The organism is Dickeya sp. Secpp 1600 (assembly GCF_003049805.1).
Classification (GTDB): domain Bacteria; phylum Pseudomonadota; class Gammaproteobacteria; order Enterobacterales; family Enterobacteriaceae; genus Dickeya; species Dickeya fangzhongdai.
The window spans coordinates 474707-501610 of the sequence record NZ_CP023484.1; the positions used below are offsets into that span (position 1 = coordinate 474707).

Annotated in this window: 26 protein-coding genes; 17 read left to right on the forward strand and 9 right to left on the reverse strand. The window is 57.4% G+C overall.

Annotated elements, in window-relative coordinates:
* Positions 1-671: 671 nt before the first annotated feature.
* The 3 genes from CPA59_RS02195 to CPA59_RS02205 all read right to left on the reverse strand — a co-directional run bounded on the left by CPA59_RS02195 (position 672) and on the right by CPA59_RS02205 (position 2449).
* Positions 672-1394 (reverse strand): methyltransferase domain-containing protein, encoded by a 723-nt coding sequence (locus CPA59_RS02195; RefSeq protein WP_107758609.1) that lies wholly within the window; start codon positions 1392-1394, stop codon positions 672-674.
* Between the two features lie 7 nt (positions 1395-1401).
* The gene (locus CPA59_RS02200) at positions 1402-1659 is read right to left on the reverse strand and encodes a YjhX family toxin (RefSeq protein WP_049855262.1); all 258 of its coding nucleotides are present in this window, start codon (positions 1657-1659) and stop codon (positions 1402-1404) included.
* Positions 1660-2110: 451 nt separating this feature from the next.
* Entirely contained in the window at positions 2111-2449 is a 339-nt protein-coding gene (locus CPA59_RS02205) for a hypothetical protein (protein ID WP_107758610.1), read from the reverse strand.
* A 549-nt stretch (positions 2450-2998) separates the two neighbouring features.
* Between CPA59_RS02205 and CPA59_RS02210 the strand changes: the two genes are divergently transcribed.
* From CPA59_RS02210 to CPA59_RS02250, 9 genes are all read left to right on the forward strand, one after another.
* Positions 2999-3802, forward strand: coding sequence for a hypothetical protein (locus CPA59_RS02210; protein ID WP_100848781.1), 804 nt, complete (start codon positions 2999-3001; stop codon positions 3800-3802).
* A 362-nt stretch (positions 3803-4164) separates the two neighbouring features.
* Positions 4165-5010: a DeoR/GlpR family DNA-binding transcription regulator gene (locus tag CPA59_RS02215; RefSeq protein WP_100848782.1), complete on the forward strand. Its 846-nt coding sequence runs from the start codon at positions 4165-4167 to the stop codon at positions 5008-5010.
* The gene (locus CPA59_RS02220) at positions 5010-5990 is read left to right on the forward strand and encodes a substrate-binding domain-containing protein (protein WP_042858441.1); all 981 of its coding nucleotides are present in this window, start codon (positions 5010-5012) and stop codon (positions 5988-5990) included. The genes CPA59_RS02215 and CPA59_RS02220 overlap by 1 nt, the downstream gene beginning before the upstream one ends.
* A 3-nt stretch (positions 5991-5993) precedes the next feature.
* On the forward strand, positions 5994-7493 hold the full coding sequence (locus CPA59_RS02225; RefSeq protein WP_107758611.1) for a sugar ABC transporter ATP-binding protein: 1500 nt from the start codon (positions 5994-5996) through the stop codon (positions 7491-7493).
* Positions 7486-8475, forward strand: a complete 990-nt coding sequence (locus CPA59_RS02230; RefSeq protein ID WP_107758612.1) for an ABC transporter permease — start codon at positions 7486-7488, stop codon at positions 8473-8475. The genes CPA59_RS02225 and CPA59_RS02230 overlap by 8 nt, the downstream gene beginning before the upstream one ends.
* 19 nt (positions 8476-8494) lie before the next feature.
* A complete protein-coding gene (locus CPA59_RS02235; protein ID WP_038662884.1) occupies positions 8495-9559 on the forward strand; it encodes an ABC transporter permease in 1065 nt (354 codons plus the stop codon).
* A complete protein-coding gene (gene alsE / locus CPA59_RS02240; RefSeq protein WP_107758613.1) occupies positions 9559-10251 on the forward strand; it encodes a D-allulose 6-phosphate 3-epimerase in 693 nt (230 codons plus the stop codon). The genes CPA59_RS02235 and alsE overlap by 1 nt, the downstream gene beginning before the upstream one ends.
* Entirely contained in the window at positions 10248-11144 is an 897-nt protein-coding gene (alsK, locus tag CPA59_RS02245) for an allose kinase (protein WP_107758614.1), read from the forward strand. The genes alsE and alsK overlap by 4 nt, the downstream gene beginning before the upstream one ends.
* 38 nt (positions 11145-11182) lie before the next feature.
* Positions 11183-12196, forward strand: coding sequence for a ribokinase (locus CPA59_RS02250; RefSeq protein WP_107758615.1), 1014 nt, complete (start codon positions 11183-11185; stop codon positions 12194-12196).
* Here the strand turns inward: CPA59_RS02250 and CPA59_RS02255 are convergent.
* Together CPA59_RS02255 and CPA59_RS02260 are read right to left on the reverse strand one after the other, a co-directional pair.
* Positions 12156-12782: a LysE/ArgO family amino acid transporter gene (locus CPA59_RS02255; protein ID WP_100848788.1), complete on the reverse strand. Its 627-nt coding sequence runs from the start codon at positions 12780-12782 to the stop codon at positions 12156-12158. The genes CPA59_RS02250 and CPA59_RS02255 overlap by 41 nt on opposite strands.
* A 146-nt stretch (positions 12783-12928) precedes the next feature.
* Positions 12929-13705 (reverse strand): HNH endonuclease, encoded by a 777-nt coding sequence (locus tag CPA59_RS02260; protein WP_107758616.1) that lies wholly within the window; start codon positions 13703-13705, stop codon positions 12929-12931.
* A 267-nt stretch (positions 13706-13972) separates the two neighbouring features.
* On the opposite strand from CPA59_RS02260, the gene CPA59_RS02265 reads away from it, so the two are divergent.
* Complete coding sequence (locus CPA59_RS02265) at positions 13973-15310, forward strand: MFS transporter (protein WP_174213725.1); 1338 nt, start codon at positions 13973-13975, stop codon at positions 15308-15310.
* 167 nt (positions 15311-15477) lie between these two features.
* Here the strand turns inward: CPA59_RS02265 and CPA59_RS02270 are convergent, their stop codons facing one another.
* The 4 genes from CPA59_RS02270 to CPA59_RS02285 all read right to left on the reverse strand — a co-directional run bounded on the left by CPA59_RS02270 (position 15478) and on the right by CPA59_RS02285 (position 18156).
* Positions 15478-16137, reverse strand: coding sequence for a cytolytic delta-endotoxin (locus CPA59_RS02270; protein ID WP_237431855.1), 660 nt, complete (start codon positions 16135-16137; stop codon positions 15478-15480).
* Between the two features lie 68 nt (positions 16138-16205).
* Complete coding sequence (locus CPA59_RS02275; RefSeq protein WP_107758619.1) at positions 16206-16817, reverse strand: type-1Ba cytolytic delta-endotoxin; 612 nt, start codon at positions 16815-16817, stop codon at positions 16206-16208.
* Positions 16818-16850: 33 nt separating this feature from the next.
* Entirely contained in the window at positions 16851-17450 is a 600-nt protein-coding gene (locus CPA59_RS02280; RefSeq protein WP_107758620.1) for a type-2Aa cytolytic delta-endotoxin, read from the reverse strand.
* 70 nt (positions 17451-17520) lie between these two features.
* The gene (locus CPA59_RS02285) at positions 17521-18156 is read right to left on the reverse strand and encodes a delta-endotoxin CytB (protein WP_107758621.1); all 636 of its coding nucleotides are present in this window, start codon (positions 18154-18156) and stop codon (positions 17521-17523) included.
* 586 nt (positions 18157-18742) lie between these two features.
* Here CPA59_RS02285 and CPA59_RS02290 point away from each other — a divergent pair.
* The 7 genes from CPA59_RS02290 (at position 18743) to CPA59_RS02325 (ending at position 26846) form a co-directional block, all read left to right on the forward strand.
* On the forward strand, positions 18743-20275 hold the full coding sequence (locus tag CPA59_RS02290; protein ID WP_107758622.1) for an ABC transporter substrate-binding protein: 1533 nt from the start codon (positions 18743-18745) through the stop codon (positions 20273-20275).
* Between the two features lie 46 nt (positions 20276-20321).
* A complete protein-coding gene (locus CPA59_RS02295) occupies positions 20322-21239 on the forward strand; it encodes an ABC transporter permease (protein ID WP_038917670.1) in 918 nt (305 codons plus the stop codon).
* A gap of 9 nt (positions 21240-21248) precedes the next feature.
* A complete protein-coding gene (locus tag CPA59_RS02300) occupies positions 21249-22175 on the forward strand; it encodes an ABC transporter permease (RefSeq protein ID WP_107758623.1) in 927 nt (308 codons plus the stop codon).
* A gap of 37 nt (positions 22176-22212) precedes the next feature.
* A complete protein-coding gene (locus CPA59_RS02305; RefSeq protein WP_107758624.1) occupies positions 22213-23238 on the forward strand; it encodes an ABC transporter ATP-binding protein in 1026 nt (341 codons plus the stop codon).
* A complete protein-coding gene (locus tag CPA59_RS02310) occupies positions 23235-24098 on the forward strand; it encodes an ATP-binding cassette domain-containing protein (RefSeq protein ID WP_107758625.1) in 864 nt (287 codons plus the stop codon). Before CPA59_RS02305 ends, CPA59_RS02310 begins: the two co-directional genes overlap by 4 nt.
* A gap of 40 nt (positions 24099-24138) precedes the next feature.
* Entirely contained in the window at positions 24139-25557 is a 1419-nt protein-coding gene (locus tag CPA59_RS02315) for a M20 family metallopeptidase (protein WP_107760756.1), read from the forward strand.
* Positions 25558-25913: 356 nt separating this feature from the next.
* Positions 25914-26846 carry a LysR family transcriptional regulator gene (locus tag CPA59_RS02325; protein ID WP_107758626.1) on the forward strand — a complete coding sequence of 311 codons (933 nt, stop codon included), beginning with the start codon at positions 25914-25916 and terminating at the stop codon, positions 26844-26846.
* The last annotated feature ends 58 nt before the right edge of the window (positions 26847-26904 follow it).

The following is a 26904-nucleotide window of genomic DNA, read 5'->3' on the forward strand; positions in this document are numbered from 1 at the left end:
TATAGGATTATTTAATAATTTTACCGGATGAAGAAATTCTTGATCATAGTGATGATAACCCAAAATACCCCTAGGTTATATCGGAGGATAACTCGTTATGACTGGTTGTCCTGACGATAAAAATATGAACTGCAATAAAGTTACAACGATTAAAACTTGCTTTCCGGTTTTCCCTTACAGGACTCATCGCGAGGTTTTACTAATAGTGGAGAACATAAAAATCGATTCATTGCCGGTAATATACGAAAGACTGTTTATGTTGCATGCTAGAATATGAAATAGGTCAAGTCTGTCATGTAAATAGAATTGAAATCGAGAGCATCACCCAGACCCAGAAAAATTCCCGGGTTTAAGTAGACGGCCATGTGCGCTTTCCGCTCTTAACGGCCTGCCAGATTTACTGATCTTGTTTGATAAGAAAGGGATTACCTTCTTCCATTTTCTGATGAAAAATTAACTCAAATAGCGTCGTATAAATCGCATTGGGGTCAAAATGGTGGTCAATAAAACCATTTGTAAAATTAAATTTATTTTAAATCAATAAATTAAAAGTTATCCCGAGTCCGGCCTTCGCACCAAAATTCAAAAATCAAGCCCCCTTCGGGTGGCTTTTTTTGTGCCCGTTATCGTCTATTAATGTTCATATTTGACTATTAAATAAACTTTTAATCTTATTTTTTTCGTCCCACGATTTGAATAATGTTGAAATACTCTCCGGCCCCCGCCTCCATGATGGGAACCATCATTTCCTGAGCAAGCGTGCATTCCATAAAGTCATCCCACGCCTGCCGGCATGAATCCATTTCGCGCAGCATGGTAATTTCTATGCCGGATTCTTTTTCCCATAACGCTTTCCACCAGTGACAGGAATAAAAATACCAGTCTGGTGTCCAAAAAGGTTTTACTACTTCGGGCAGGTTGCCTTCTGAGTAGTCTTGTATAAACCCGGGGACGGCAACCGCTATCAGCCCGCCTTTTTTCACAAAAGGCAGCAGTTTCGCCAGCATGCCGCCGTTGCTGCCAAAGTACTGCCAGGCATCCACGCTGATGATCATGTCAAAGTATTCATCAGCAAAGGGGATCTCCTTCGTTACGTCTACCCGCAGGGGAAAAATTTTAGAATCAACCCCCAGACTGGTGAACCGCTGTGTGTTTTCGGTCGGGGGGATCCATAAATCGGCGGCAAACACCGTCACGTCGTACTTTTCCGCCAGCAGGATGGACGAAATTCCTTTCCCGCAACCAAGGTCAAGGATACGCATGCCCGGCGAAATGGGGAGCATATTGGCCATTTCTTCCGTAATGCGCATGGCATTCGGCCCCATCATCGTGTCCAGCAGAAAAGCTTTGTCATAGCTATCGGTAAACGGGGTATTAATAGGCATATTCATCATCTGTACCTTAACGGTTGTCCGGTTGGGCGCGAACGGTGCTCAGCCCGGTGGTGTTGATGCGGTACGGCTGACCATTGACGGATTTGATCAGTTTTTTGGTTTTAAGTTTTTTGAAGACGGCCAGCGTGCAGTCGCTGAGTCGCAGTCCTTCGCGGCTATAACATTCAACGGAAGTGATGTGCCCAGAAGCATCGCGCACGTGCGCAATACAACCGCCTTTAGCGAGAACGTGTAAGGTACGTTGTTCCTGACGGGATAAGTTCATACTGGAAACCTGTTAATCATCATGTGCTAAAACGAGCCAACACCCGCAGGTGTTTGCGTAAAGTTTAAGCGCAGCGATAACCAGTCCGGCCTGAGAAGGTCGGAAAGCTGATTATCTGATGATTACATTCTCCAGCATCAAAGCCTCGGTACGAGTTGAAAGGTCATTACGCTGTTAAGGCTAGCACACTTGGATTTTTTAAAAATGTTCCCGCAGTAGAAATGTGATTTCTAATAATGTTATCCAGTGCGGTGTAAAGTCCCGTCCGTCAGGACGGGAATATAAGACGCGGTTTTTGGACCAGATAGCCGCTATATCATTCGTCATACCGCACCGCCACCGCCGGTTTTATTACTCACTGTATTCAGTGAATGCGACATCGTTCAACTCATCCAGACTCCGGCATCTATCGCAGTGTGCCGTCAACGGCGGTCAGGCCATGCTGGTGAACTTAAATAACGTAGAGCGGTATTAATTCACCCGCATGTGGCACCACTCGAGTGTGGCGTTCCGCCTGTTCGCAGATTTCCAGCAGCGCCGGGATTAGGTGCGCGGCGGCATTCAGGCTGGCGCCCAACTGGTAGCGCTGTTCGGGTTCGATGTCGGCGCCGTTTTGCAACCGATCGCCGAGTTCGTGAAGCCCGTGGCACAGCCCGGCGACGGATTCAGCGGCGATAGCGCCAAGGTCACACAGTTGAACCTCATCAAGCTGATGGAACGGCAGGCTGGCGATCAGGCCGCGGAAAATGTTGATGCTGCTGTCAGTGGGTGTGGCGTGGGTGTCCGTCATAGTCTGTTTTCCTTGAGATAGTATCAGCACGTCACCACTCAAGGGTTCCAAACTTGGTGGTGACACAGACAGGGTTGGAACCCCGGCTCTCAAGAAGACCGGTCAACCTTGCGGTTGCCCTGCCTGCGTCACCGTAACGAGTGTGCACGCAGCCCCTGAAAAAACAAAGCGTTTTTCAGTCCTGAGATAGTCGGGGGTTCCAGTCCCGGCTGCGGATGTTGCCGCAGCACAGACACTCTATGCCAGCGGCCAACCGGGTGAAAGAGGCTGGATGAATTTACAGTGGTGTTGCGATGCGTTTTGGAATGTGCCTCGCAAAGTGTAGTTATGCAGTGAGTTTGTACTTGCTGGTACCTTGCCGTTGCAAGGGAAATACATCCTTCTCTGAGTCGTTTGTTATGTCCCTTTTAGGGACTGATAATTTTTTATTTTGAAGCAATGATTTGCCGGAAGACCCCATTCCTCCCCCATTTTTCCCCATTTACCACCAGAGGGATTTTCCCGTGCTGAATTATGGTGTGAAGACATTCATCTGTCGGGAGATACACCATGAAAGGCTACCATTTGAAAGAACAACATCGCCGGAAATCCTGGGTGCGTGATACCAACACCGATGCGGAAGCGGCATCGCTTAATTATCTGCCCGAATTGTTGAGTGCGCTGGGGCTGGCGATGCCGGTGCCGCCGTCGGTGATTACCCGCGATATTGAGGGTGAAACCTTTTTCGATATTCTCTACCGGTGTGATTTCAACGCCCGGCAAAACATCCACCAGATTGAGAAGATCTTCTCCGTGAAAGAAGAGTTTACGCCGGAGTGGGTGCCCGGCGCCGATCTGGCGCTGCCGGTGATCGCACAGGAAGACCACGTATTGCCAGACAAACATTACCTGCTGCTGGGGCTGGATTTGTTTGGCGCCGTTGAGCAAGGGGATATCTGCATCTCGCCGCAGGGTTGGAGCGACAATCATCTGACCGGCAAAGACATGTCGGCGAGCGATTTTCTGGAGCTCAAACCCCAGCCGGCCTGCCTCTACGCAGGGGTATTGCATGGACATGACGGTCAACCGCTGTCGCCGTCGCAACTGTTAGGCTGGCTTGAGCGGATGCGGCAGGCGCACGGTCATCCGTCCTCGACGGTGGTGGTGCTGGCGCCGGTGGCGGAATCGTACGGTTTTTCCGGCTGGTTCGGTCTGTATCAGCGCAAAGGCGTTGCGGGGAGCGCGTTGCAGTGGCAAAGCCTGTCAGCGCTGGTGAAAGACGTTAATTTCTGGGAAGCGATGAAGGAAACCGGGCTGGCGCATAATGTGTATGTTAGCGGTATGGGCGCCAATACGGCATATCGCGGCGCGTAGTATCGTTGCATTCTTCATGTCTTTTATCGGGGTGGTGTGTGGTGCGCCGCTCCGTCTTCTGATGTTGCTCTTCCTCGTTGTTCTCTCAAACCGGTCAAATCCACAGAAACGGTCACATTCGGGCAGGTTAATTTATTGCTACATTTATTAGCGTGCTTATGTTAAGGCGCGATGATGGCCGTTAAAACGGCACTTTTTTGTGACATTCATCACCTTTTAATCTGCCGGTGATGCAAATTTCATTTTTATTTTCCACCAGGATCACTGAATGCAGCCCCGTCATTTTCCTGCCCCCGGTCTTTTGCCCAGGGCACATTTTGTGTTCCCGCTATCCATTACCTTTATTCCCACAGGAGGTCGCCATGTTGCCGATTGAGCGTCAGCAGCGCATTGTCGAGCAATTAACCGTGCATGGTCGTGTATTGGTTTCAGAGCTGGTGAGGTTATGCCAGGTGTCGCAGGAAACCATCCGGCGGGATTTATCGCTGCTGGAAAAGAAAGGCGTGTTATTACGCAGTCACGGCGGCGCGGTTATCGCGCAGCGCAGCCAGGGAAATATTCCGAATATAACAAGCGGCCACAGTGAACAGGAAGCCACATTTCGTCAGCGCATGAATGAAAATGTGTCGCAGAAAATGCAAATGGCTAAACGTGCGCTGGATTTTATCAGCCCCGGCGATTGTATTTTACTGGACAGCAGTACCACCTGTTGGTTTCTGGCGCGGCAATTACCGGATATTGAATTAACGGTATTAACCAATTCATTGCGTACGGTGCAAACGCTGGCGCCGAAAGGCAATATTCGCACCATTTGTCTGGGCGGGGAATATTCCGATCGCTATGAGGATTTTAGCGGCGTGGTGGCGGAACAGCCGTTAAAGGAGTTTTTAATTAATAAGATTTTCTTTTCCTGTAGCAGTCTGGGCAATGACGGTTATTTACGCGAGGGAAATGAAAATAGCGCCCATTTAAAACAACAAATGCTGCTGGCGTCGGAAAGAAAATATTTATTAATGGACGCCAGTAAATTTTCTCATCCGTCATTCGCCCGTATTTGTCATTACCGCGATGTGGATTTTCTGATTACCGACAGTTTGAAAGATAAAGCGCTTCAACAGGAACTGGCATGGAATGGCGTCAATATTATCGATTGCTCGCAACGGCCGTCCGCCATGCAGTTAATTAATAACTCGATCGGAGAAGCATAATGAAAAGAACCTTACTCGCCTGTACCCTGCTGGCGCTGTTCGCCGCTTCTGCCCACGCCGCCGATAAGCTGCGCATGGGGGTGGTGGTGAAAATCGGCGGCATTCCGTGGTTCAACGCCATGGAAGCCGGCATCAAGAGCGAAGCGGCCAAACGCGGCATCGATGCCTGGCAGGTGGGGCCGACCTCGGCGGACCCGGCGCTTCAGGTGCGCGCCATCGAAGATCTGATCGCCCAGAAGGTGGACATCATCGGCGTGGTGCCGAACGACCCGAAGGTGCTGGAACCGGTGCTGAAACGCGCGCAGGAAGCGGGCATCAAGGTGCTGGTGCATGAGTCGCCGGGGCAGCAATACGCCGATTGGGATTTTGAACTGGTGGACGCCAAAACCCACGGCGAGAACCACATGAAAGCGCTGGCGGACTGCATGAAAGGCGAGGGCAAATACGCCGCTTACGTCGGCAGCCTGACGGTGCCGCTGCACAACGCCTGGGTTGATTCCGCCGTGGCGTGGCAGAAAGCCCATTACCCGAAGATGCAACTGGTGGCGGACAAGTTCGGCGTCGGCGAATCGCTGGATGACTCCATCCGCACCACCAACGAACTGATGTCCAAATACCCCGACCTGAAAGGCATCATCGCCTTTGGTTCACAGGGGCCGATCGGCGCCGGGCGGGCGGTGATGGCGCGCAACAAGATTGACCAGATCTGCGTTATCGGTTCGTTCAGCCCCGGTCAGGGCCAGTCGCTGGTCAACCGCGGCGCCATCAAGGGCGGCTATATCTGGAACCCGATGACGGCGGGCGAGGTATTCGTGCGGCTGGCGGACATGATCCAGAAGAAGGAAGCCATCACCGACGGCATGACCATCGACGGCCTGGGCAAGGTGAAGGTGGATAGCCAGACCCACACCATCCTCGGCAACACCACCGAGAGCCTGGATAAAACCAACCTGCCGAAACTGGTCAAAATGGGGCTGTAAGCGATGAACGCGGCCGAACCACAGACGCTGATTGCGCTGGATAACCTGTCGAAGACCTTTGGCGGCAACCGGGCGCTGAGCGATATCTCGCTGTCGCTGATGGCGGGAGAAGTGCACTGTCTGGCCGGCACCAACGGCTGTGGCAAAAGTACCTTGATCAAGGTGATCGCCGGGGTGCATGCCCCGGACAGCGGCAGCCGTATGGGGGAGGGCGACACGATCGCCCGCCTCACCGCCCGGCAGGCGCGCGATTTTGGCGTTCAGGTGATCTATCAGGATCTGTCGCTGTTTCCTAACCTGAGCGTGGCGGAGAACATCGCCTTCGAGCACAACCTGAACGGGCTGTTCGGCTGGTACAGCGCCCGCCGGGTGCGGGACACCGCGCAGCGCATCATCAGCGAGTTGCAGTTTGACTTGCAACTGGATGCAAAGGTAGCGGCGCTGTCCATCGCGCAACGTCAGCAGGTGGCGATCTGCCGGGCGCTGGTAGCGGACGCGCGGCTGGTGATCATGGACGAGCCGACCGCCTCGCTCACCCGCACCGAAGTTAATCAACTGCTGCGCACCGTGCGTTACCTGAAGGACAAAAACATCTGCGTGGTGTTCGTCAGCCACCGGCTGGACGAGGTGCTGGAGATATCCGATCGGGTGACGGTGATCCGCGATGGCCGCAAGGTCGGCACCTGGCCCGCCAGCGAGATGGACGGCGCCCGGCTGACCGAACTGATGACCGGCCTGAAGCTCGACTACCAACTGAAAACGCCCACCGGCGATCCGGATCGCGTGTTGCTGGAGGTGGAACGGCTGAGCCGCGCCGGGCAGTACCACGATGTCAGTTTCCGGCTGCATCAGGGCGAAGTGCTGGGGCTGTGCGGCCTGCTTGGCTCCGGGCGCACCGAACTGGCGCTGTCGCTGTTCGGTATGACCCAACCCGACGGCGGCAAAATCTGGCTCGACAGCAAACCGGTACGCTTTCGCAACCATGAAGACGCCATCAAATCCGGTATCGGCTATGTATCGGAAGACCGACTAACGCTGGGGCTGATCCAGCAGCAGTCGGTGGCGGACAACATGGTGCTGACCATCCTCGATCAACTGCGCAACCGCTTCCACCTGATCGACGAATACCGCAAGAACACGCTGATCCTGCGTTGGATCCAGCAACTGGGCGTGCGGGTGGCGGATCCGGATCAGGCGATCTCCACGCTGTCCGGCGGCAACCAACAGAAGATCGTGCTGGCGAAATGGGTACTGACCCAACCGCGGATCCTGATCCTCGACTCGCCTACCGTCGGGGTGGACGTGGGCGCCAAGGCCAGCATCTATCAGTTGATCCACCAACTGGCCCGCGAGGGGCTGGCCATCATCCTGATTTCCGATGAAGTGCCGGAGGTCTACTACAACTGCGACCGGGTACTGCATTTTCAGGACGGCACTATCCACGCCGAATACCGGCCGCACGACATCGCGCAGCAGCAACTGGCGGAGGTGATCAATGCCTGACGTATCCTGGTTGAAACCGCAGTCGAGTCAGGGCTGGCTGGCCTGGGTGCTGTTGTGTTTCGTGGTGTTTTTCTCGCTCGCCAGCGACCAGTTCCTGACGTTGCAGAATCTGCTCGACCTGGCGGATACCTACGCCGTCACCGGTATTTTCGCGCTGGGGCTGTTCGTGGTGCTGGTGACCGGCGGCATCGACATTTCGTTCGCGGCGGTGGCCTCGGTGACGCAGTACCTGATCGCCTCGCTGTTCGTACGCGCCGGCATCGACAATCCGCTGCTCGGCATCGGGCTGGCGGTGCTGTGCGGCGCGCTGTTCGGCATGATCAACGCGGTGCTGATCTATTCGCTGCGCATCGTGTCGATCATCATCACTATCAGTATGCAGTCGCTGCTGTTCGGGCTGCTGATGTGGCTCACCAACGGCCACAGCCTGTATAGCCTGCCGGAGTGGTGGGTGACATTGCGTAGCGTGCTGCCGTTTAGCGTCAATGGCCAGAGTTATCAGCTTGGCCTGCCGTTGACGTTGATGCTGGCGATCGCGCTGTTCACCTGGCTCCTGCTCAACAAAACCCACCTTGGCCGCCAGCTGTACGCCACCGGCGGCGATCAGGAGTCGGCGCGGCGCATCGGCATTCGCGTCGGGCTGATCCACCTGCTGGCTTACGGCTATCTCGGCGTGATGGCGGCGGTTGGCGGGCTGGTGCAGGTCTACCGCGTCGGCGAAGTGGTGCCGAACGCGCTGGTGGGCGGCGAACTGGATGTGCTGGCCGCCACCGTGCTGGGCGGCGCCAGCCTGATGGGCGGCAAAGGCACCGTCACCGGTACGCTGATGGGCGTATTTCTGATCGCCATCCTCAAAAACGGCCTCAACCTGATTGGCGTCTCCAGCTACTTCATGAACATCGTCATCGGCGCGGTGATCATGCTGGCGATAACCGTTACCCACTACAAGAAACGGAAGGAAACCGATGTCAGTTTTACCTGAACGACAGGCGTATTCCGCCATGAACCCCGTTACCCGGTTACGCGCCGCTGTCCGTCTGGCGGGCGGCGCGCATCCCGGTCTGTTGCTGCTGATTGCCGTTGCTGTCGCCGCCTTTACGCTGGCGCTGCCGGGGCGCTTTTTCACCGGCTCGACCTTCATGAGCATGGCGTTCCAGTTGCCGGAACTGGGGCTGTTCACGCTGGCGATGTTCGTCGCCATCCTGAGCGGCGGCCTGAATCTGTGCATCATCGCCACCGCCAACCTTACCAGCCTGTTTATCGCCTGGGTGCTGCTGAATTATCTGCCGTCCGGCGCGGGCACCGCGCTGCAACTGCTGTGGCTCGGCATCGGCGTGCTGGGGGCGGTGGCGATTGCGGTGCTGATCGGCGGCGTCACCGGGTTGATGGTGACCAAAGTGGGCGCGCACCCGATTCTGGTGACGCTCGCCACCATGATGACGGTCAACGGCATCGGCATCTGGCTGACGCGCGGCGCGGCGGTGAGCGGTATGCCGGAGGTGGTGCGCACGCTCGGTTCCGGCACCCTGCTCGGCGTGCCGCTGCCGCTCTACCTGTTCCTGCTGGCGGCCGCGGCGATGGCGCTGTTCCTCGGCAAAACCCGCGCCGGCAAGTGCATCTATATGGGCGGTAGCAACATCAACGCCACTTGGTTCAGCGGCATCAACACCCACCGCATGCTGGTGCTGGTGTACGTCATCTCCAGCTTGCTGTGCGTGCTGGCCGGGCTGGTGATGATGGCGCGCTTTAACTCGGCGCGCATCGGCTACGGCGATTCCTACCTGCTGCTGACGGTGCTGGCGATCATTCTCGGCGGCGCCGACCCCAACGGCGGTTTCGGCCGCGTCACCGGCGTGGTGCTGGCGCTGGTGGCGCTACAGATCCTCTCCACCGGTTTCAACCTGCTGAACATCAGCCAGCACTTCAGCCTGGCGATGTGGGGCGCGGTGCTGATCGTGGTGCTGTCGCTCAAGTTCTTCAAAAACCAGTACATCCATTACCGGGCCGTGCGCCGCAGCGTGCGGCTGGCCCGCCAGTCACCGTTAAACGATAAAAAGGACGTCTGATGCGTACTCAACTCTCCCCCTCGCTGATGTGCATGAATCTCATGGAGATTAAGCAGCAACTGGCGGTGCTGGACACCCGGGCCGATTTTCTGCACGTGGACATCATGGATGGGCACTACGTCAAGAACATCACCCTGTCGCCGTTTTTCATCGAGCAGATTCGGCCGTTTACCCGCGTGGCTATCGACGTGCATCTGATGGTGGAAGCGCCGACCGATTTTATCGACGCGGTGGCGAAGGCCGGGGCGGACGTGATCTGCCCGCACGCCGAAACCATCAACCGCGACGCGTTCCGGGTCATCAACCAGATCCGCGCGCTGAATCGCCGGGTCGGCGTGGTGCTCAACCCGGCGACGCCGGTGTCGTTTATTCGTCACTACATTCACCTGCTGGACAAGATCACGGTGATGACGGTGGATCCCGGTTACGCCGGCCAGCCGTTTATTCCGGAAATGGTGAGCAAGATCGCGGAACTGCGCGATCTGAAAGCGCGGCACGGCCACCGTTATCTGATCGAGGTGGACGGCTCCTGCAACCAGCGCACTTACGGCACGCTGCTGGCGGCGGGAGCCGAGGTGCTGATCGTCGGCACCTCCGGTCTGTTCGGCCTGCACGACCGGCTGGAGCAGGCGTGGGACCTGATGCAAGGACACATCGCGCAGGCGAAGGGCGCGCTAAGCGAGTCCGCGTGATGACCGGCTGGTTGGGGGTGGATATCGGCGGCACCAGCACCCGGTTGCTGGTGATGGACGTGCAGCGTCGCTGGTCAGGATTTCACAAAGTGCCTACCGCCAGTTGGGCGCGTCAGCCGGACGCGCTCGGCGCGCTGGCCGGGGTGCTGCGTCCGGCGCTGGCGGCGGCTGACTGCGCCATCGGCGGCGTAATGCTGGGGCTGCCGGGTATCCTCAGCCACGACCGCCAGCAGGTGGTGTCGCTGCCGTTTATCCCCGCGCTGGATGATCAACCGGTGGCGCGCCAACTGGCGGAGCGGGTGGGCGTGCCGGTGGCGATGGACAAAGACGTCAACCACCTGATGCTGTGGGACCTGCTGCAACTGGAACGTCTGCCGCAGCATGCGGTGGGGGTGTACCTCGGCACCGGCATGGGCAACAGCCTGTGGCTCAACGGCCAGTTTTACCACGGCCGGCACGGCGGCTCCGGCGAACTGGGGCACATTCCGTGGCCGGACAATCCGCTGGCCTGCCCGTGCGGCAACGAAGGCTGCGTAGAGACTATCGCCAGCGGTCACTGGCTGAGTCAGTGGGCGCAGGCGCACTGCCCGGAGCTGCCGCTCTCAGCGTTGTTTTCGGCACAGCGCGACCACCCGGATCTGCGCGCGTTCATCGACCGGCTGGCGAAAACCATCGCGGCGGAAATGAATATTCTGGACCCGGAATACCTGATTCTGGGCGGCGGGGTGCTGGCGATGGCGGACTTCCCGCTCGAACAGCTTCAGTCGCTGCTGGTGCGCCATCTGCGCCCGCCGGTGACCCGGCGCGGGCTGAAACTGGTCGTCAGCGCCGCCACCGATCACACCGGGTGCCGCGGCGCCTGTCTGGCGGCGGAACGTTATTTCGGGAGATAACGTGATGTGGGGCGATGACATATTTGGGGAGAGCAGGTATGAAAGGTAAGGTGTGCGTGTTTGGCTCGTTCAATCTGGATATCGTCTCGCACATGCAGCGCTTTCCGGCGCCCGGCGAGTCGTTGATTGCCCAGCACAGTATGATGGGGCCGGGCGGCAAGGGCGCCAATCAGGCGATGGCGGCGATGCGGGCCGGGGCGCGGGTGCACTATATCGGCAAGGTCGGGCGGGATGATTTCGGCTCCTACGCCCGTCGCCATCTGGAACACAGCGGTTTTGACGCCATCACCCTGTTCACCTGCAAGGAAAAACCGACCGGCAACGCGCTGATTTATGTGGCGGGCGACGACGCCGAGAACATGATTTCGGTCTACCCCGGCGCTAATCTCACCGTCACCGCCGCCGAAGTCGCCCGCTGTCGGCCGACGGTGGCGGCGGCAGACATCCTGTTGATGCAACTGGAAAATAACCTGAGCGCCATTCAGCGCATGATGGACACCGCCCGCGAGGCGGGCACCTACGTCATCGTCAACCCGGCGCCGTGGCAGAAGGTCAGCAACGCTTTTCTGCGTCACGTCGATCTGCTCACCCCCAACAGCACCGAAGCAGCTCAGCTCACCGGCGTCGCCGTCAGTGACTGGGACAGCGCCCAACGCGCCGCCGAGGTGCTGCACGACAAGGGCGTGGCGAAACTGCTGATTACGCTGGGCACGCAGGGTGCGCTGCTGTCCACCGGCGACAGTCTGGCGCGTATTCCGGTATTCCCGGCGCAACCGAAAGACACTACCGGCGCGGGCGATGCCTTCAACGGCGCGCTGGCGGCCCGGCTGGCGGCGGGGGAAGCGCTGGCCGAGGCGGCGCTGTTCGCTTCCGCCTACGCGGCGGTGTGCGTTGAACGGGAAGGCGCAGCCAACGCCATGCCGCTCTACGCCGATGCGCTGGCGCGCCTGCAAGCCTGGCCGACGCTGGCAATCGAGTGGCTGCGCGGCGGAGCGACCGCGTCGGATAGCGTTATTGCTGATACAGAAAACGACACAGCTGAAACGCCATAAAAATCATGTAGCAGCCGATCAGGCTATCGATGATGCGCCAGGTTAGCGGGTTGGCGAAATAGCGCGAGCAGGCGGCGGCCGTGTAGCCGATGGTGTAGAACCAGATTAACGACGCGCTGATGGAGCCGGCCAGATAAAACAGTTTCAGGTCGGGGGCGATGCCGGAGGAAATGCCGCCGATGATCGCCACCGTGTCCAGATAGACATGTGGATTCAGCAGGCTGACCGCCAGACAGGCGCCGATCACCGTGCGCCGGCGGCGCAGGCCGTCGCCCTGCGTGGTGAGCGTCAGCTGATTGTTGCCGCGCCAGGCGCTTTTCAGCGCGTTATAACCGTACCACAGCAGAAACAGCACCCCGGCCAGCGTCAGCGCGGTGATCGCCGGTTTGCTGTCGTTGATGATTTTGCCAAGACCCAGCACGCCGAGCGTCATCAGCGCCATATCGCATAAAAAGCACACCGAACTGACCCAGAACACGTGCTCCCGGCGCATCCCCTGACGCAACACGAACGAATTCTGCGCGCCGATCGCGACGATCAAACCGGCACTGGTCATAAAACCGGTGATAAAAACAGGCATTGGCATGGTTTCTCTTTAATCCCGAATGAATCAATAACGTGAGGAATGAGGCCGGGGCGGGGCATTATTCCCCGCGTCCGGCGCTCGGCGTGCATCATTGATAAATTACGGCGCTAAGGCCAATGAATAGATTTAATCGGCAATCAGGCAGGCTAATGCTTTAAAAAGATATTATCCCGATGGTGCTGAATATGTGCGAGCTTCGGCGCATGTTTCTCTTCGTTGGGGAGATGCAGCGGCTTGCCTTCGTATTGTTCAAACTGGCTTTGAATAATATCGCTTTTCAATACCTTGATACGCGGCGAGATCAATAACTCCAGATGATCGTTAAAACCGATCAGCCCTTGGTCAAAGGCTTTGTCGTGCAGGGTGGATAGGCAGAGTCCATTGCTGGGGTCCAGACGATGTTCGGCGATGTCTTTCCACGGGCGAATATGACTGGCAATCAATAAGATCGGTTCTTCCAGCCCGGTAATACAGCAGCGTTCGTTGTACGCATTCAACACCCGCTTGCGAAACTGTTGCTGGCCGACGCGTACTTTGGTGGCGGTCAGGCGCTCGTGGCCGTAATAATCGGGCGCATTTTCTTCCTGCGCTTGCGGCTGTGTTTCATCCGGTGCCGTCAGCGCGGCGATCGCTTGCTGGCATTGCTGGTCGAAAGCTTCCGGGTCTTGCTCCAATTCCTGCCAGAGTTCCCGGTCGGCTTTGGAAGCCTGGCTTAATCCGGTACGCCCAGAGTTGATGATTACCGGGTCCAGACTGGCGATATTCACCAGCTTCATCGCTAACGCGGAAGGGGTTCTGCCAATCAGCTTGGCGTAGTGGATAATCTCGGGATTGCGGGAGTGGAGCTTGCCGAACGGTAATTGGCTGTACAACGTAAACGCAACCAATAATTGGTCACGCGTCCAGAGCGTGGAGGCTGCCATACGTTTTCCTGCGAGTTAGCGTATCGCGTTAATCGATGCGTTAACTATGCCAGGCGAGGTCGGAAAAATCATGCGCTTCGTCAACGAGATGAAGCACGAATTGCCGGACGCATCAATTGCACCCTCCAGCTAAACCCAGTAGGGTAACGGGTACGAAAAACGTGTGGCGGCGGCCTGCCGCGCACTCCACGCCTTTCATCTTCGGACATTATTTTGAACGCTGCTGTTACCTCTCAGAGCGCGGGATCCGCCGTCGACGGATTACCGATGCCGGCGCGTATCGGCGCCATTTTCGCTATTGCCTTCGGCATCGCTATGGCGGTGCTGGACGGGGCGCTGGTCAACGTGGCGCTGCCTACCATCGCCGCGGATTTCAACACCAGCCCGGCGTCGTCGATCTGGATCGTCAACGCCTATCAGCTGGCGATCACCATGACGTTGCTGTCGCTGTCGTCGCTTGGCGATATCGTCGGTTATCGCCGCGTCTATCTGGTGGGACTGGTGTTGTTTACGCTGATGTCGGTGGTGTGCTCGCTGGCGGATTCGCTGCCGACGCTGACGCTGGCGCGCATTCTGCAAGGGCTGGCGGCCGCGGCGCTGATGAGCGTCAACACCGCGTTGATCCGGCTGATTTACCCCAAGGTCCGGCTCGGGCGCGGCATGGCGATCAACTCGCTGGTGGTGGCGGTGTCCACCGCCGCCGGGCCGACCGTTGCGGCGGGAATTCTGGGCGTGGCGTCGTGGCAGTGGCTGTTCGCCATCAACGTGCCGTTCGGTATTGTGGCGCTGCTGCTGGGCTGGCGTTTCCTGCCGCGTAACGACGGGGTGAGGGCGCAGCGCTTCGACACCCCGAGCGCGTTGCTGAACGCGCTGACTTTCGGGCTGTTTTTCATTGCGCTGGGCGGATTCGCTCACGGTCAAAATCTGTGGCTGGTGCTGGGCGAACTGGCGCTGACGCTACTGGTGGGCGGCTATTTCTTCCGGCGGCAGCTGAATCAGTCTTACCCGCTGCTGCCGGTGGATCTGCTGCGCATCCCGGTGTTTGCGTTGTCGATGGGCACGTCGATCGGTTCGTTCTGCGCCCAGATGCTGGCGATGGTGTCGCTGCCGTTCTATTTCCAGAGCGCGCTGGGGATGAATGAAATCGAAACCGGCCTGCTGCTCACCCCCTGGCCGCTGGCGATCATGGCGACGGCGCCGCTGGCGGGGCGCTGGCTTGAACGCGTTAACGCCGGGGTATTGTGCACCATCGGGCTGTCGTTGTTCGCGCTGGGATTGTTCTCGCTGGCCTGGCTGCCGGCTTCGCCGGGCTATCTGGATATCTGCCTGCGGATGGTACTGTGCGGTATCGGTTTCGGGCTGTTCCAGTCGCCGAACAATCACACCATCATCAGCGCGGCGCCCCGTCATCGCAGCGGCGGCGCCAGCGGTATGCTGGGCACGGCCCGGCTGGTGGGGCAGACCGCCGGCGCGGCGCTGGTGGCGCTGATGTTCAACCTGTTCGGCGCGCAAGGCACCCATGCATCGCTGATCGCCGCCGGGATATTCGCCACGCTGGCCGCCGTGGTCAGCGGTCAGCGGATTTCGCGCTTGCAAACGGACTAGTCAGGTCAGGTTGTGGCCGTTGTCGCACTGGCCCTGCGCCTGAATTGATAGCCCGGTGGGGGGCGTCTGACCAACTGCTGCATCCCGCCCGCTCCCCGTGCATGGTCAGTATCCAAACTGACTGCGCTAATAACGCCTTTCGGGACAGGGCCTGGGCAGCGGCGCGATCACCCTGACAGCGATTGGCTGACTTTCAAACCGTCAAGATTCACAGCATAGTATGCATGGGATGAGATAGTGATAAACAACACTTTTTCTTCGCTAACATCGACATTGACCAGCATCCCTAAAGGGATCGCGATTAACTTTTGATTCTGCTGGATAGCAAACAATAAATTATAGCTGTAGCTGGTGCTGCTACCGCTCTCTTTTGACCAGAAAATCCACGCACTTTCGCTGTTGCGATTCAGGTTTAAAAATCCCGTTTTAATGGTGTCTATAATTTGATTTTTGAGTGAAGCGGAGAGTGAACCGCCGATCACTGAATCAATATGGTCGGAAACTTGTGCGATGGTCTTTTCAGGTGAATCACTGGAAATATGGAAATCAATGACTTGTTCAACCGTTAATCCGGCGGCATTGGCAACGGCAATAGCTTTGGGGGTGTCAAAGCTCAGGGTAGAGGTTAAGGCATTTTGAAATACCCGGCTGATGGCAAGCGACTGGGGAATATATTTTGCATCAACACTGAATAGGGTTTTGAAATGCAGTGGCTGATCTTGTGCTGCCTGTAAGCCGTATCCTCTAAGCATAGTGGGGGCAGGGATGACATTCAGCACGACCGGGCTGCTATAAATTGTCGGATGTAAGTCGTCGGTAATATACAACGTAGACCCCCTTATCCAGGTTAATGAAATGATGGCATGTGGGACCATCAGGGAAGAATATCTCCTGATTATCCCAGTGGCGTGACAATCTGAAATCCTTTGATTTCTATTGTGATCTCCTCTTTTTGCAAGGTTAAACGCCAGTTTTTGGCGCTAAATATATCGGCTATTGCGGTATTCGGTGTGACGTTGATGATTAGCGGGCCAGCCGCCATCATGGCGCCGGTTTCTTCACCCTGACTGACAATAAATAAACTGTATGAATAACTGGTTACCTGATGCCCCGCATGGGGGAGGGTATTGATATGAAACCAGGGTTTATCTTTTTGTGTTTCCAGGTCACAGAAGGCATGAGATAAAATATTTTGAATATAGGTATCGTGACTAATACCCAGCACGCCTTCTATTTTTAACTGATCGGACAGTGTGGTGGTTAAGGCTGAAAGTGTGTCGAATGATTTTTTGAGGGTCATATTGTTGGTGGCCACAATGGCCAGATCAGGTTGCGACTGGGCTTTTTTCACCGCCTTCGCCATATCCAACTGACCTTTATCATCAACGTCATGTGCAAAAAGCTGAGCCAGTTGTATGGCCTGTGCATAATAATGCTCATTTTCCAGATTGAGAAAAACCTGATATGGCAAGGTGTTATCATCATCTGGGTAAATTTCTATACTCATGTTCTCACCATGTATTAATATTTCAGTTTTCCACTATTCTGCCGTCAGTGCCTCAACAATCACCATACTCTTGAAGTTCATTTTTTGTGTAATTGATGAGCCGGCTACCAATGCCAGAACATTCGTACTTGCTTTGGTAATGGTAATGTCAACGCTGGTTAACTGGCCTACCATAACTGAACCAGTTGTCTCATTTTGTGTGACATCAAAGATATTATATTGATAATGCAACGTATTTGATTGCTCGCTGAAAATCGTAAAATAGTTGCCGTTTTTTTGCGCGTTAAGGTCGATAAAGGCTTTGGCGGCAATACCGAATGCCATCCAATTTTCTGTTGCAGCACCTTGTACCATACGGATAAGGTTCTGGAGCTGGTCAATGGCGACCCAGACCTGAGACACGCTGCTGTTGCCTTTTACGGTATGCGTGCCCACGACCGCCAGGGTATCGTGGCTTTTGGCAAGCGACAGCGCCTTTTCGAAATTGATGCCCTCCTGAGGAAGACAAGCCTCATTGAAAATACTGGCCATATTTATGGCCTGATCAACATTCTTCAACTCAACGTTTAACGTTACACTGAAATTTTTACTTTCGTCGACAGTATTAATCGGATTCAATGCAATATTGTTCATCTCAGTGCCTTAATTCATATCTATTAGAAATAATAGTAAAAATGCCATGCCAAGCATGGCATTTTTAGGATTAGGATTTTAGTGCCTCAACAACAGTGATGGATTTCACATTAACAGAATAATTATGTTTGTCTTTTGTGGTGATCCAAAGTACTTGCTGTTTATCGACATCGACGGTAATTGTCAGGCCGATAGGGGCAGCCGCCATAACAGAACCGGTATCCTGATTAGCAATAGCAAACAGGATGTTGTAGGTATATGTGGTTTTTGACTCGCTTTCTTTATTCCAGAAAATCCATCTACCTTCTTTTTGCGCGTCAAGGTTGGTAAAACCTTGCTCAATCGTGTTGGCGAATTTTTTATAGGTTGGACTTTCTTTATCGAGCACCACACCGACAACGGTATCCAGCAGCTTCATCACGTCGTCAACCATGGCGGATACCTGGTTGTTTTGCTTGACAATCGACTGATTTATCGTGCCTATGATGGCCATTTCAGGGTGGTTTTTTACAAGCTCGATGGCCTTGTCAAAATTAAATTCAAGATTTTCTCCATTAATTGCATCCTGAAATACCCTTGACATGGAAAGTGCCTGACTGACATATTTTGCAGGCATTTGGAATAACGTGTTGAAATTGAGATCTAAATTTGATTCTTTTACCAGAAGGTCATTGCTATTAAGAACGACAATATCGTCGAATTTCATCGTAATACTCTCCAGATGTAAATGTGTAGGGGGAGATAATAAGTTTTTCCATTTAAAGCTAGGATTCATTTTTATAAAGATCAAGTTGCGGAATACTGTATTTTATTTTTGATGGATGATTTGTTTATGACTAATTATTTGTTGGTTATTTTTTAGTCTGTAATAAATTAATGTTTATATAGTGGATGAATGTTTTATTATCCATTTATTTCATTTTTTTCTTGCTGAAAAATCTTGCTTATTGTTGATATGACCAGTGAACGTGTCTTTCTAAAAACAAGAAATAACCTCCCCTTATCGATAATCACGCAAATGGTGCAGGCTGGTGGGTTTTTGCACTGAAATAGTACCCGGCGTTGTCAATGCGGCGTCGGCAGCGGCTTGCCGCGTAATCAATACCATTCATTTTTATTATTGTCTGGACAAATGAATCCAGCTGTTATCGGTGGTTTCTCTTTTTGAGAAAGTGTGTGTCGAAAATCGATAACGGTAATAATCCTTATCTGGCGCTGCTCTTGCAACGTAACGGACGAATGTTTTTGTTGGTGACCATTTTTATTCGTCCTTTATTGTGGTGGAGAACAGCATGGCTCGTAATCTGGCAAGACATATCCGTCAATATGCATTAACCGCGTTACTGGCAGGTTTTGCCTGCGCCAGTTATGCCGGCAAACAAAATGACACGCTGGTTTACGCCTCCGACAGCGAGGTGGAAAACGTCAGCCCGTACCACAATAACATGCGCGAAGGGGTGATTCTGGCGCATCTCGCCTGGGATACGCTGATCTATCGCGATCCGAAAACCGGGGAATATAAAGGTGAACTGGCGACCGACTGGAAATGGGAGTCGCCGACGGTGTTGCTGCTGCATCTGCGTAAAGGCGTGACTTTCCATAATGGCGATGCCTTTAGCGCCGATGATGTGGTGTATACCTTTCAGAGTATCGCCGGGCCGAATACCGCCTCGGTGATCCCGCAAAGCGTCGATTGGATCGACCATGTGGAAAAAGTCGATGACTACAGCGTGCGTCTGCATCTGAAAAAACCGTTCCCGGCGGCGCTGGAATACCTCTCCGGCCCGACGCCGATTTACCCCGCCAAATATTTCCAGCAGGTGAAGCTGGAGGGCTTTAGCAAAGCGCCTGTCGGCACCGGCCCGTACAAAATCGTCAAGGTGACGCCGGGGCAGGGCGTGTCGATGGTGAAAAACCCGGACTATTTCAAAGACAGTCCGATCGGGCAGCCGAAAATCGGCAAGCTGCAGTTTGTGGTGATCCGCGACCCGGAAGCGCGCGTAGCCCAGTTGATGACCGGCCAGGTGGACTGGATCTGGCGCGTGGCGTCGGATCAGGTGGAATCGCTGTCCGCCATGCCGAACATTGCGGTGAAAAGCGGCGAAACCATGCGCGTCGGCTTTCTGGAGCTGAACACTAACGCCAGCGGCCCGGAAGGCGCGCCGTTCAAAGACGTGCGCGTGCGTCAGGCCATCAATTACGCCGTCAACCGCCAGGCGATGGTGGATAATCTGGTGCGCGGCGGCAGCAAACCGGTGTATTCCGCCTGCTTCCGCACCCAGACCGCCTGCGACGCCAGCCAGGTGATCCAATACCCCTACGACCCGGCCAAAGCCAAACAACTGCTGGCGGAGGCGGGCTACGCCAACGGCTTCGACACCGATCTGTGGGCCTACCGCGAGCGTGATTACGCCGAAGCGATTATCGGCGATCTGCGCAAGGTCGGCATCCGCGCCCGTCTGCACTTCGTGCAATACCCGGTGATGGCCAACGCGCTGGCGTCCGGTCAGGCGCCGCTGGCGTTCAGCACCTGGGGTTCCTTCTCCATCAACGACGCCACTGCGTTCGTTACCCCCTATTTCGGCGGTAAAGGCAGCGATATCTGGAAAGACCCGCAGGTTATCGGCGAACTGGCGAAAGCGGATGAAGTGGTGGACCCGCAGCAGCGCAGCGCGCTGTACGCCGCACTGCTGGGCCGTATTTCGTCGCAGGCGTATATGGCGCCGCTGTTCTCCTATTCCACCCATTACGCCTTTACGTCCGATCTGAACTTCCAGGACTGGCCGGACGAACTGCCGCGCTTCGCCGAAGCGAGCTGGAAGTAACCGCTGTCGGGGAACCGGCCGCGCTTGAGTTGTAAGGAGTTCGCTTATGGTGAAGTACATTTTTCATCGGTTACTGGTGGCGCTGGCGGTGCTGTTCACCGTGGCGGCGGTCAGCTTTTCGTTGCTGCACCTGTCCGGCGATCTGGCGACCGCCATCGCCGGGCCGGACGCCACCGCGGAAACCATCGCCCAGATCCGGGTGCAGAACGGGCTGGATAAGCCGCTGCTGAGCCAGTTTTCCAGCTGGATGTGGTCGGCGCTGCATCTGGATTTCGGCCGCTCGTTCTACTTTGAAAACACGGTGATGGAACTGGTCGGCCAGCGGATGCCGGTCACCCTCAAGCTGGGCGGCGTATCGCTGCTGCTGGCGCTGACGGTGGCGATCCCGCTCGGGGTGCTGGCGGCGGTGTTCCGCGACACCTGGGTCGATCGCCTTGCCATGCTGGTGTCGGTGCTCGGTCAGGCGATGCCTAATTTCTGGTTCGCGCTGGTGCTGATTCTTATCTTCGCCGTCGGGCTGAAATGGCTGCCGGTGGCGGGCAACGCCAGCTGGCAGAACTTCGTGCTGCCGGCGGTGGCGCTCGGCTACTACGCCATGCCGTCGCTGATGCGCCTGACCCGCTCCGGCATGCTGGACGTGCTCGGCTCCGATTACATCCGTACCGCGCGCGCCAAAGGGTTGAGCGCCTTTAAGGTGGTGGTCAAACACGGCCTGCGCAACGCCATTATTCCGGTAGTGGCGCTGGCGACGGTGGAACTGGGGTTCATGCTCGGCGGCTCGGTGGTGATCGAATCGGTGTTTTCGTTGCAGGGGCTGGGGCAACTGGCGTGGGACTCCATCTCGCGTAACGACTTTCCGGTAGTGCAGGCCATCGTATTGATTATCGCCGTGTTTTATATCGGGCTGACGTTTCTGGCGGATGTGCTTAACGCCGCGCTGGATCCACGACTGCGCAGCAAATAAGGAGCCGTGATGAGAACTGCAATGGCACGACTGGCCGTGATGATTAAAACCGCTCCGCAGCCGGGCCTGCTGCCGGAACCTGGGCCGTGGCGGCGCTGGCAGCGCAAGGTGCTGGGTCACCACGGCATGACGCTGGGGCTGGTGATTCTGGGGGCGATCGTGCTGCTGGCGGTGCTGGCGCCGTTCATCAGCCCGCACGACCCTTACGCGCAGGAGGTCAGCCGCCGGTTGATCCCGCCGGTGTGGCATGAAAAGGGCAGTTGGGAACATTGGCTCGGCACCGACAAGCTGGGGCGGGATTACTTAAGCCGCCTGCTGTACGGCGCGCGGGTGTCGCTGACCATCGGGCTGGTGTCGGTCATGCTGGCGGGCACCATCGGCATTGCGCTCGGGGTGCTGGCGGGCTATTTCGGCGGCCGGGTGGACGCGGCGGTGAGCTATCTCCTCACCGTGCGCCTGTCGATGCCGGTGATTCTGGTGGCGCTGGCGCTGGCCTCGCTGGTGGGCGGTTCGGTCAAGGTGGTGATCATGCTGCTGGGCCTGCTGCTGTGGGACCGCTTTCTGATCGTCTCCCGCTCGGTGACGCGCCAGCTGCGCGAGGCGGAATTTATCGCCGCCGCCCGCACGCTCGGCGCCTCGTCGCTGTTCATCATGCTGCGCGAGATTCTGCCCAACCTGCTGGGGCCGCTCACCGTGGTGGCGACGCTGGAGATCGCCCACGCCATTTTGCTGGAGGCGACGCTGTCGTTCCTCGGCCTCGGGGTACAGCCGCCGATGCCGTCCTGGGGACTGATGGTGGCGGAAGGCAAAGCCTACATGTTCTTCCAACCGTGGGTGATTGTGATTCCAGGCGTGGTGCTGGCGCTGCTGGTGCTGAGCATCAATCTGGTGGGTGACGGCCTGCGCGATATTACCGCGCTGGACGGGCGTGCGTAACTAAGAGCCTATTGGGATAGGCGCTAAGGAGGTCGCTATGCATTCTGCTGTTGAGACAAACCCGTCGGCCAGTCGCTCGGACGAGGTGGTGCTGGAAGTGAAGAACCTGCGGGTCGATCTGACGACGCCGCGCGGCACGTTGCACGCGGTGCGCGGCATCGATTTTTCGGTACGGCGCGGCGAAATGCTGTGCCTGGTGGGGGAGTCGGGCTGCGGCAAGTCGATGACCTCGCTGGCGCTGATGGACCTGCTGCCGCGCAACGCGGTGCGCACCGCCGATACGCTGCGCTTTCGGGATACCGACCTGCTGTCGCTGCGCCCGCGTGAACGGACGGCGCTGCGCGGCAACCAGATGGCGATGATCTTTCAGGAGCCGATGACCTCGCTCAACCCGTCGTTCACGCTGGGGGACCAACTGTGCGAAACCCTGCTGGCGCACCGCAAGGCCTCTAAAGCCGAGGCGCGCGAACGGGCGGTGTACCTGATGGATCGCGTCGGCATCCCGATGGCGGCGGAGCGGCTGCGGCAGTACCCGCATCAGCTCTCCGGCGGCCTGCGCCAGCGCATCATGATCGCCATGGCGCTGATGTGCGGCCCGGAACTGATCATCGCCGACGAACCGACGACTGCGCTGGACGTTACCATTCAGGCGCAGATCCTGCGGATGCTGCGTGAATTGCAACAGGAGTTCGGCACCTCGGTTATCTTCATTACTCACGACCTGGGCGTGGTGGCGCGCATCGCCGACCGGGTGGCGGTGATGTACGCCGGGCAGGTGGTGGAAACCGCGCCGGTGATGGAGCTGTTTCATCAGCCGTGTCACCCCTATACCCGCGGGCTGCTGGAATGCATTCCGGTAGCCGGGCGCACCGTGCCGGGTGAGCCGCTGCACGCCATTCCCGGCGTGGTGCCGAGCCTGATTGGCCCGCAGCACGGCTGCGCGTTTCGCAACCGTTGCAGCCAGTGCCGCGATCGCTGCGCGCAGGAAACGCCCTACGTGCCGGTGACTGAGCAGCACGCGGTGCGCTGTGTCGATGCGCTGATGACGGAGGAGCCGGTATGAGCCAGATGACGGAAGAACGCGGTCGCCCGCTGCCGCACATTCCAGGCAACGACGACATCGCGCTGGAACTGTGCGCGTTAAGCCGGGTGTTTCGCCTTAATCGCGGGCTGTTCTCACGGCCCGGCGAGATCCGCGCGGTGGACAATGTATCGCTGCGCATTCGCCGGGGCGAGACGCTGGGGCTGGTGGGCGAGTCCGGCTGCGGCAAGAGCACGCTGGCGAAAATGCTGCTCGGCCTGCTGCCGCCGACCTCCGGCAACGTGTTGATCGAAGGGCGCGAGATCGACGCCGGCGATCGCCGCGAGCTGGCGTCGCGCATCCAGCCGATCTTTCAGGATCCTTATTCCTCGCTCAATCCGCGCCGCACGGTGGCGGATATCGTAGAGGTGGCGCTGCGGCTGCACGACATCGGCACGCCGGAGGAGCGCAAACAACGGGTGCGCGAGATGCTGGACGTGGTCGGGATGCCGGAACGTACCCACGGCCAGTATCCCGGGCAGCTCTCCGGCGGTCAGCGCCAGCGGGTGGCGATCGCCCGTGCGCTGATCCTGCAGCCGGAGATCCTGATTTGCGACGAGCCGACTTCCGCGCTGGATGTGTCGGTGCAGGCGCAGATCCTCAACCTGCTGCTGACGCTGAAAAAAGAGTTCGGCCTGACCTACTTGTTCATCAGCCACAACCTGTCGGTGGTGGAACATCTGGTGGATCACGTGGCGGTGATGAGCAAAGGCACGATTGTGGAGCAGGGCACCCGCGAGCAGGTATTCGGCGCGCCGCAGCATCCTTATACCCGCGCGCTGCTGGCGTCGGTACTGACGCCGGAGCCGGGGCTGGGCATTCCGGATATTGGGGCGGCGTAAGCCGCAAAGCCGGTATGGCGTGAACAAAAAAGGACAGATGATGACACGTGAAGAGATGATGCAGGCCGCGGCGGCGTATTTCGAATCCGGCGCATTTCGCGACACTCTGGCGCGCCGGGTGGCCTGCCAGACCGAAAGTCAGAACGCGGATCGCGCGCCGGCGCTGATGGCCTACCTGACCGACGAGATGATTCCGTTACTGCAGGAAATGGGGTTCGAGTGCCGGATTGTTCCCAACCCAGTGGCGGACCGTGGGCCATTCCTGCTGGCGCGGCGCATTGAACCGGACGCGGCGCTGACGGTGCTGAGCTACGGTCACGGCGATGTGGTGATGGGGGACGCGTCGCGCTGGCGCAGCGGGCTGTCGCCGTGGGAACTGACGCCGGACGGCAACCGCTGGTACGGGCGCGGCACCGCCGACAACAAAGGCCAGCACACCATCAATCTGGCGGCGCTGGCGCTGGTGCTGGAGGCGCGCGGCGGCCGGCTGGGCTACAACGTGAAGCTGATTCTGGAAATGGGCGAAGAGTGCGGTTCTCCCGGCCTGGAGGCGGTGTGCCAGCAATACCGCGACTGGCTGGCGGCGGACCTGTTTATCGCCTCGGACGGCCCGCGCGTATCCGCCGACCGGCCGACGTTATTTCTCGGTTCGCGCGGGGTGTTCAACTTCGGCCTGCAACTGACGCTGCGCGACGGCGCGCACCATTCCGGCAACTGGGGCGGGTTGTTAAGCAACCCCGGTATCCGGCTGGCGCACGCCATCGGCTGTCTGGTGGACGCCAACGGCCGTATTCTGGTGCCGGAATTACTGCCGCCGCCGCTGTCGGCGTCGATCCGCAGCGCGTTATCGGATCTGGCTCTTGGCGGCGCGCCGGGCGACCCGGCTATCGATCCGCACTGGGGCGAGCCGGGGTTGAACGCGGCGGAAAAGGTATACGGCTGGAACACGCTGGATGTGCTGGCGTTCGTTACCGGCAACCCGGACAAACCGGAACACGCCATTCCGCCCAGCGCCCGCGCGCAATGCCATATGCGCTACGTGCCGGGCAGCGATGTCGATAATTTTGCCGGGCATATTCGCCGCCGTCTTGATGCCTGCGGGTTCGAGGATGTGGCGATCGTCAAACCGGATAACTGTTTCGAAGCCACCCGCATCGACCCGGACGACCCCTGGGTGCGCTGGGGCGTGGATTCTATCGAACGCTCGGTCGGCAAGCAGGCGGCGGTGCTGCCCAACTTCGGCGGCGGCCTGCCCAACGCCTGCTTCCTGCGCACGCTCGGCTTGCCGACGCTGTGGGTGCCGCACTCCTATCCCGCCTGCTCCCAGCACGCCCCCAACGAACACCTGCTGGCGGACGTGGCGCGCGAAGCGCTGCAAATCATGACCGGCCTATTTTGGGATCTGGCGGAAGAGGGCAGCAAGGTGAAGCAGTTAAGAGATCAACAGGTAATGGTGTAAGTTCGCAGATGTCACTCATATCTTGATACTAGCGTGTTGTCTTCTGGCGTAAAAAATTTTGCTGAGGGATAAGTGGCCGTAGGGTGAGCCGCATGGACGCGGCGAAAGCTCGTGCCGCGCCGGGAGCGCGTCACGAGCGGCCCGTTAAGCGGCCGCGTATTCCGAAGGGACCGCGTTAGCGGCAAAATTTAGCCAGCAGCCCGGGTTCACAGGGAGGCGGCGTTTGAGCCTCCCTGTGTCGGGCGGAGCGGTAGATATTAAAGAGAAAATATGAGGTTAATTCGCCCGAAATCCTCTCGGATTCTGAATGTGATGACATAACGTTTCCGAAAGATTCTATCTCTCGGAGATAATCCATGCACAATAGCGAAATTCGTTACTTCATGGCGGTGGTGAATACCGGCTCCATCAGCGCCGCCAGTCAGCAGCTGTTTGTGGCGGTGTCCGCCATCAGCCGGCAGATCCAGCGGCTGGAAACCCGGCTGGGTATGCCGCTGTTTGAGCGCAGCACCCGCGGCATGGTATTGAACGACGCCGGGCACATTCTGGCGAATCATGTGCGGCGCAGTATGGCCGACATGGAACTGGCGATGGCGGAAATCGAAGGCATGAAGTCGGCGCGCCAGACTACCCTGCGGGTGGTGTGCACCGACGGTCTGGCGCTCAATCTACTGCCGGCCCTCATGTCGCGCTTTCGCGAACAGCACCCGCGCGTCAATTTTTACCTGACGGTCGGCAGCGCCCGGCAGGTGCCGGAGCTGCTGCGTAACGGCGAATGCGACGTCGCCATCAAGTTCAGTCTGGCGCCGGAGCATGGCGTGGAGGTGTTGGCGTCGTTTCCGGCGCCGGTGCTGGTGTTTATGGCGGCGGACCACCCGCTGGCCAACCGGGATTTCCAACTGGCGGATCTCAACGCCTGGCCGGTGGTGTTGCCGGATCAGTCCGCCACTATTCGGCAACTGTTTGATCTCTCCTGCCGGATGAACAACGTCTTTATCGAACCGGTATTCACCTGTAATCACTTTTCTTCATTGTACGAGTATGTGCGCAACACGCCGGCGGCGGTCAGCGTGTGCAGTCATTTCTCCATTCTGTGCAGCGCCCGGCGCGACGGCCTGACGATGAAGGCGGTCAATCTGGATCAACTGAGCCAGCGCACGCTGCAACTGCAAACCGAAATGGGGAAACCCCGCACCGCCATTCTCAACAGCTTTTTTGCCTTCCTGAAGCAGGCGTTGCAGCAATATGACCTGCAATGCCGGCAGGATTTCGGGCTGCCGCTGCGTTGAGCGGTACCGGTTTTAATGCATCAAGTTGTGATTTAATTTTATTTCCATTTTTCGTTTT

Excerpts from the sequence above, each read along its gene's own strand:
- CPA59_RS02275 (WP_107758619.1), bottom strand. The coding sequence starts at position 16,817 with ATGAGTATAGAAATTTACCCAGATGATGATAACACCTTGCCATATCAG.
- CPA59_RS02235 (WP_038662884.1), top strand. The coding sequence starts at position 8,495 with ATGAACCCCGTTACCCGGTTACGCGCCGCTGTCCGTCTGGCGGGCGGC.
- CPA59_RS02295 (WP_038917670.1), top strand. The coding sequence starts at position 20,322 with ATGGTGAAGTACATTTTTCATCGGTTACTGGTGGCGCTGGCGGTGCTG.
- CPA59_RS02210 (WP_100848781.1), top strand. The coding sequence starts at position 2,999 with ATGAAAGGCTACCATTTGAAAGAACAACATCGCCGGAAATCCTGGGTG.
- CPA59_RS02205 (WP_107758610.1), bottom strand. The coding sequence starts at position 2,449 with ATGACGGACACCCACGCCACACCCACTGACAGCAGCATCAACATTTTC.
- CPA59_RS02255 (WP_100848788.1), bottom strand. The coding sequence starts at position 12,782 with ATGCCAATGCCTGTTTTTATCACCGGTTTTATGACCAGTGCCGGTTTG.
- CPA59_RS02215 (WP_100848782.1), top strand. The coding sequence starts at position 4,165 with ATGTTGCCGATTGAGCGTCAGCAGCGCATTGTCGAGCAATTAACCGTG.
- alsE (WP_107758613.1), top strand. The coding sequence starts at position 9,559 with ATGCGTACTCAACTCTCCCCCTCGCTGATGTGCATGAATCTCATGGAG.
- CPA59_RS02310 (WP_107758625.1), top strand. The coding sequence starts at position 23,235 with ATGAGCCAGATGACGGAAGAACGCGGTCGCCCGCTGCCGCACATTCCA.
- CPA59_RS02200 (WP_049855262.1), bottom strand. The coding sequence starts at position 1,659 with ATGAACTTATCCCGTCAGGAACAACGTACCTTACACGTTCTCGCTAAA.
- CPA59_RS02305 (WP_107758624.1), top strand. The coding sequence starts at position 22,213 with ATGCATTCTGCTGTTGAGACAAACCCGTCGGCCAGTCGCTCGGACGAG.
- CPA59_RS02195 (WP_107758609.1), bottom strand. The coding sequence starts at position 1,394 with ATGATGAATATGCCTATTAATACCCCGTTTACCGATAGCTATGACAAA.
- CPA59_RS02285 (WP_107758621.1), bottom strand. The coding sequence starts at position 18,156 with ATGAAATTCGACGATATTGTCGTTCTTAATAGCAATGACCTTCTGGTA.
- CPA59_RS02290 (WP_107758622.1), top strand. The coding sequence starts at position 18,743 with ATGGCTCGTAATCTGGCAAGACATATCCGTCAATATGCATTAACCGCG.
- CPA59_RS02260 (WP_107758616.1), bottom strand. The coding sequence starts at position 13,705 with ATGGCAGCCTCCACGCTCTGGACGCGTGACCAATTATTGGTTGCGTTT.
- CPA59_RS02315 (WP_107760756.1), top strand. The coding sequence starts at position 24,139 with ATGACACGTGAAGAGATGATGCAGGCCGCGGCGGCGTATTTCGAATCC.
- CPA59_RS02225 (WP_107758611.1), top strand. The coding sequence starts at position 5,994 with ATGAACGCGGCCGAACCACAGACGCTGATTGCGCTGGATAACCTGTCG.
- CPA59_RS02230 (WP_107758612.1), top strand. The coding sequence starts at position 7,486 with ATGCCTGACGTATCCTGGTTGAAACCGCAGTCGAGTCAGGGCTGGCTG.
- CPA59_RS02325 (WP_107758626.1), top strand. The coding sequence starts at position 25,914 with ATGCACAATAGCGAAATTCGTTACTTCATGGCGGTGGTGAATACCGGC.
- CPA59_RS02220 (WP_042858441.1), top strand. The coding sequence starts at position 5,010 with ATGAAAAGAACCTTACTCGCCTGTACCCTGCTGGCGCTGTTCGCCGCT.
- CPA59_RS02265 (WP_174213725.1), top strand. The coding sequence starts at position 13,973 with ATGCCGGCGCGTATCGGCGCCATTTTCGCTATTGCCTTCGGCATCGCT.
- CPA59_RS02280 (WP_107758620.1), bottom strand. The coding sequence starts at position 17,450 with ATGAACAATATTGCATTGAATCCGATTAATACTGTCGACGAAAGTAAA.
- CPA59_RS02250 (WP_107758615.1), top strand. The coding sequence starts at position 11,183 with ATGAAAGGTAAGGTGTGCGTGTTTGGCTCGTTCAATCTGGATATCGTC.
- CPA59_RS02300 (WP_107758623.1), top strand. The coding sequence starts at position 21,249 with ATGAGAACTGCAATGGCACGACTGGCCGTGATGATTAAAACCGCTCCG.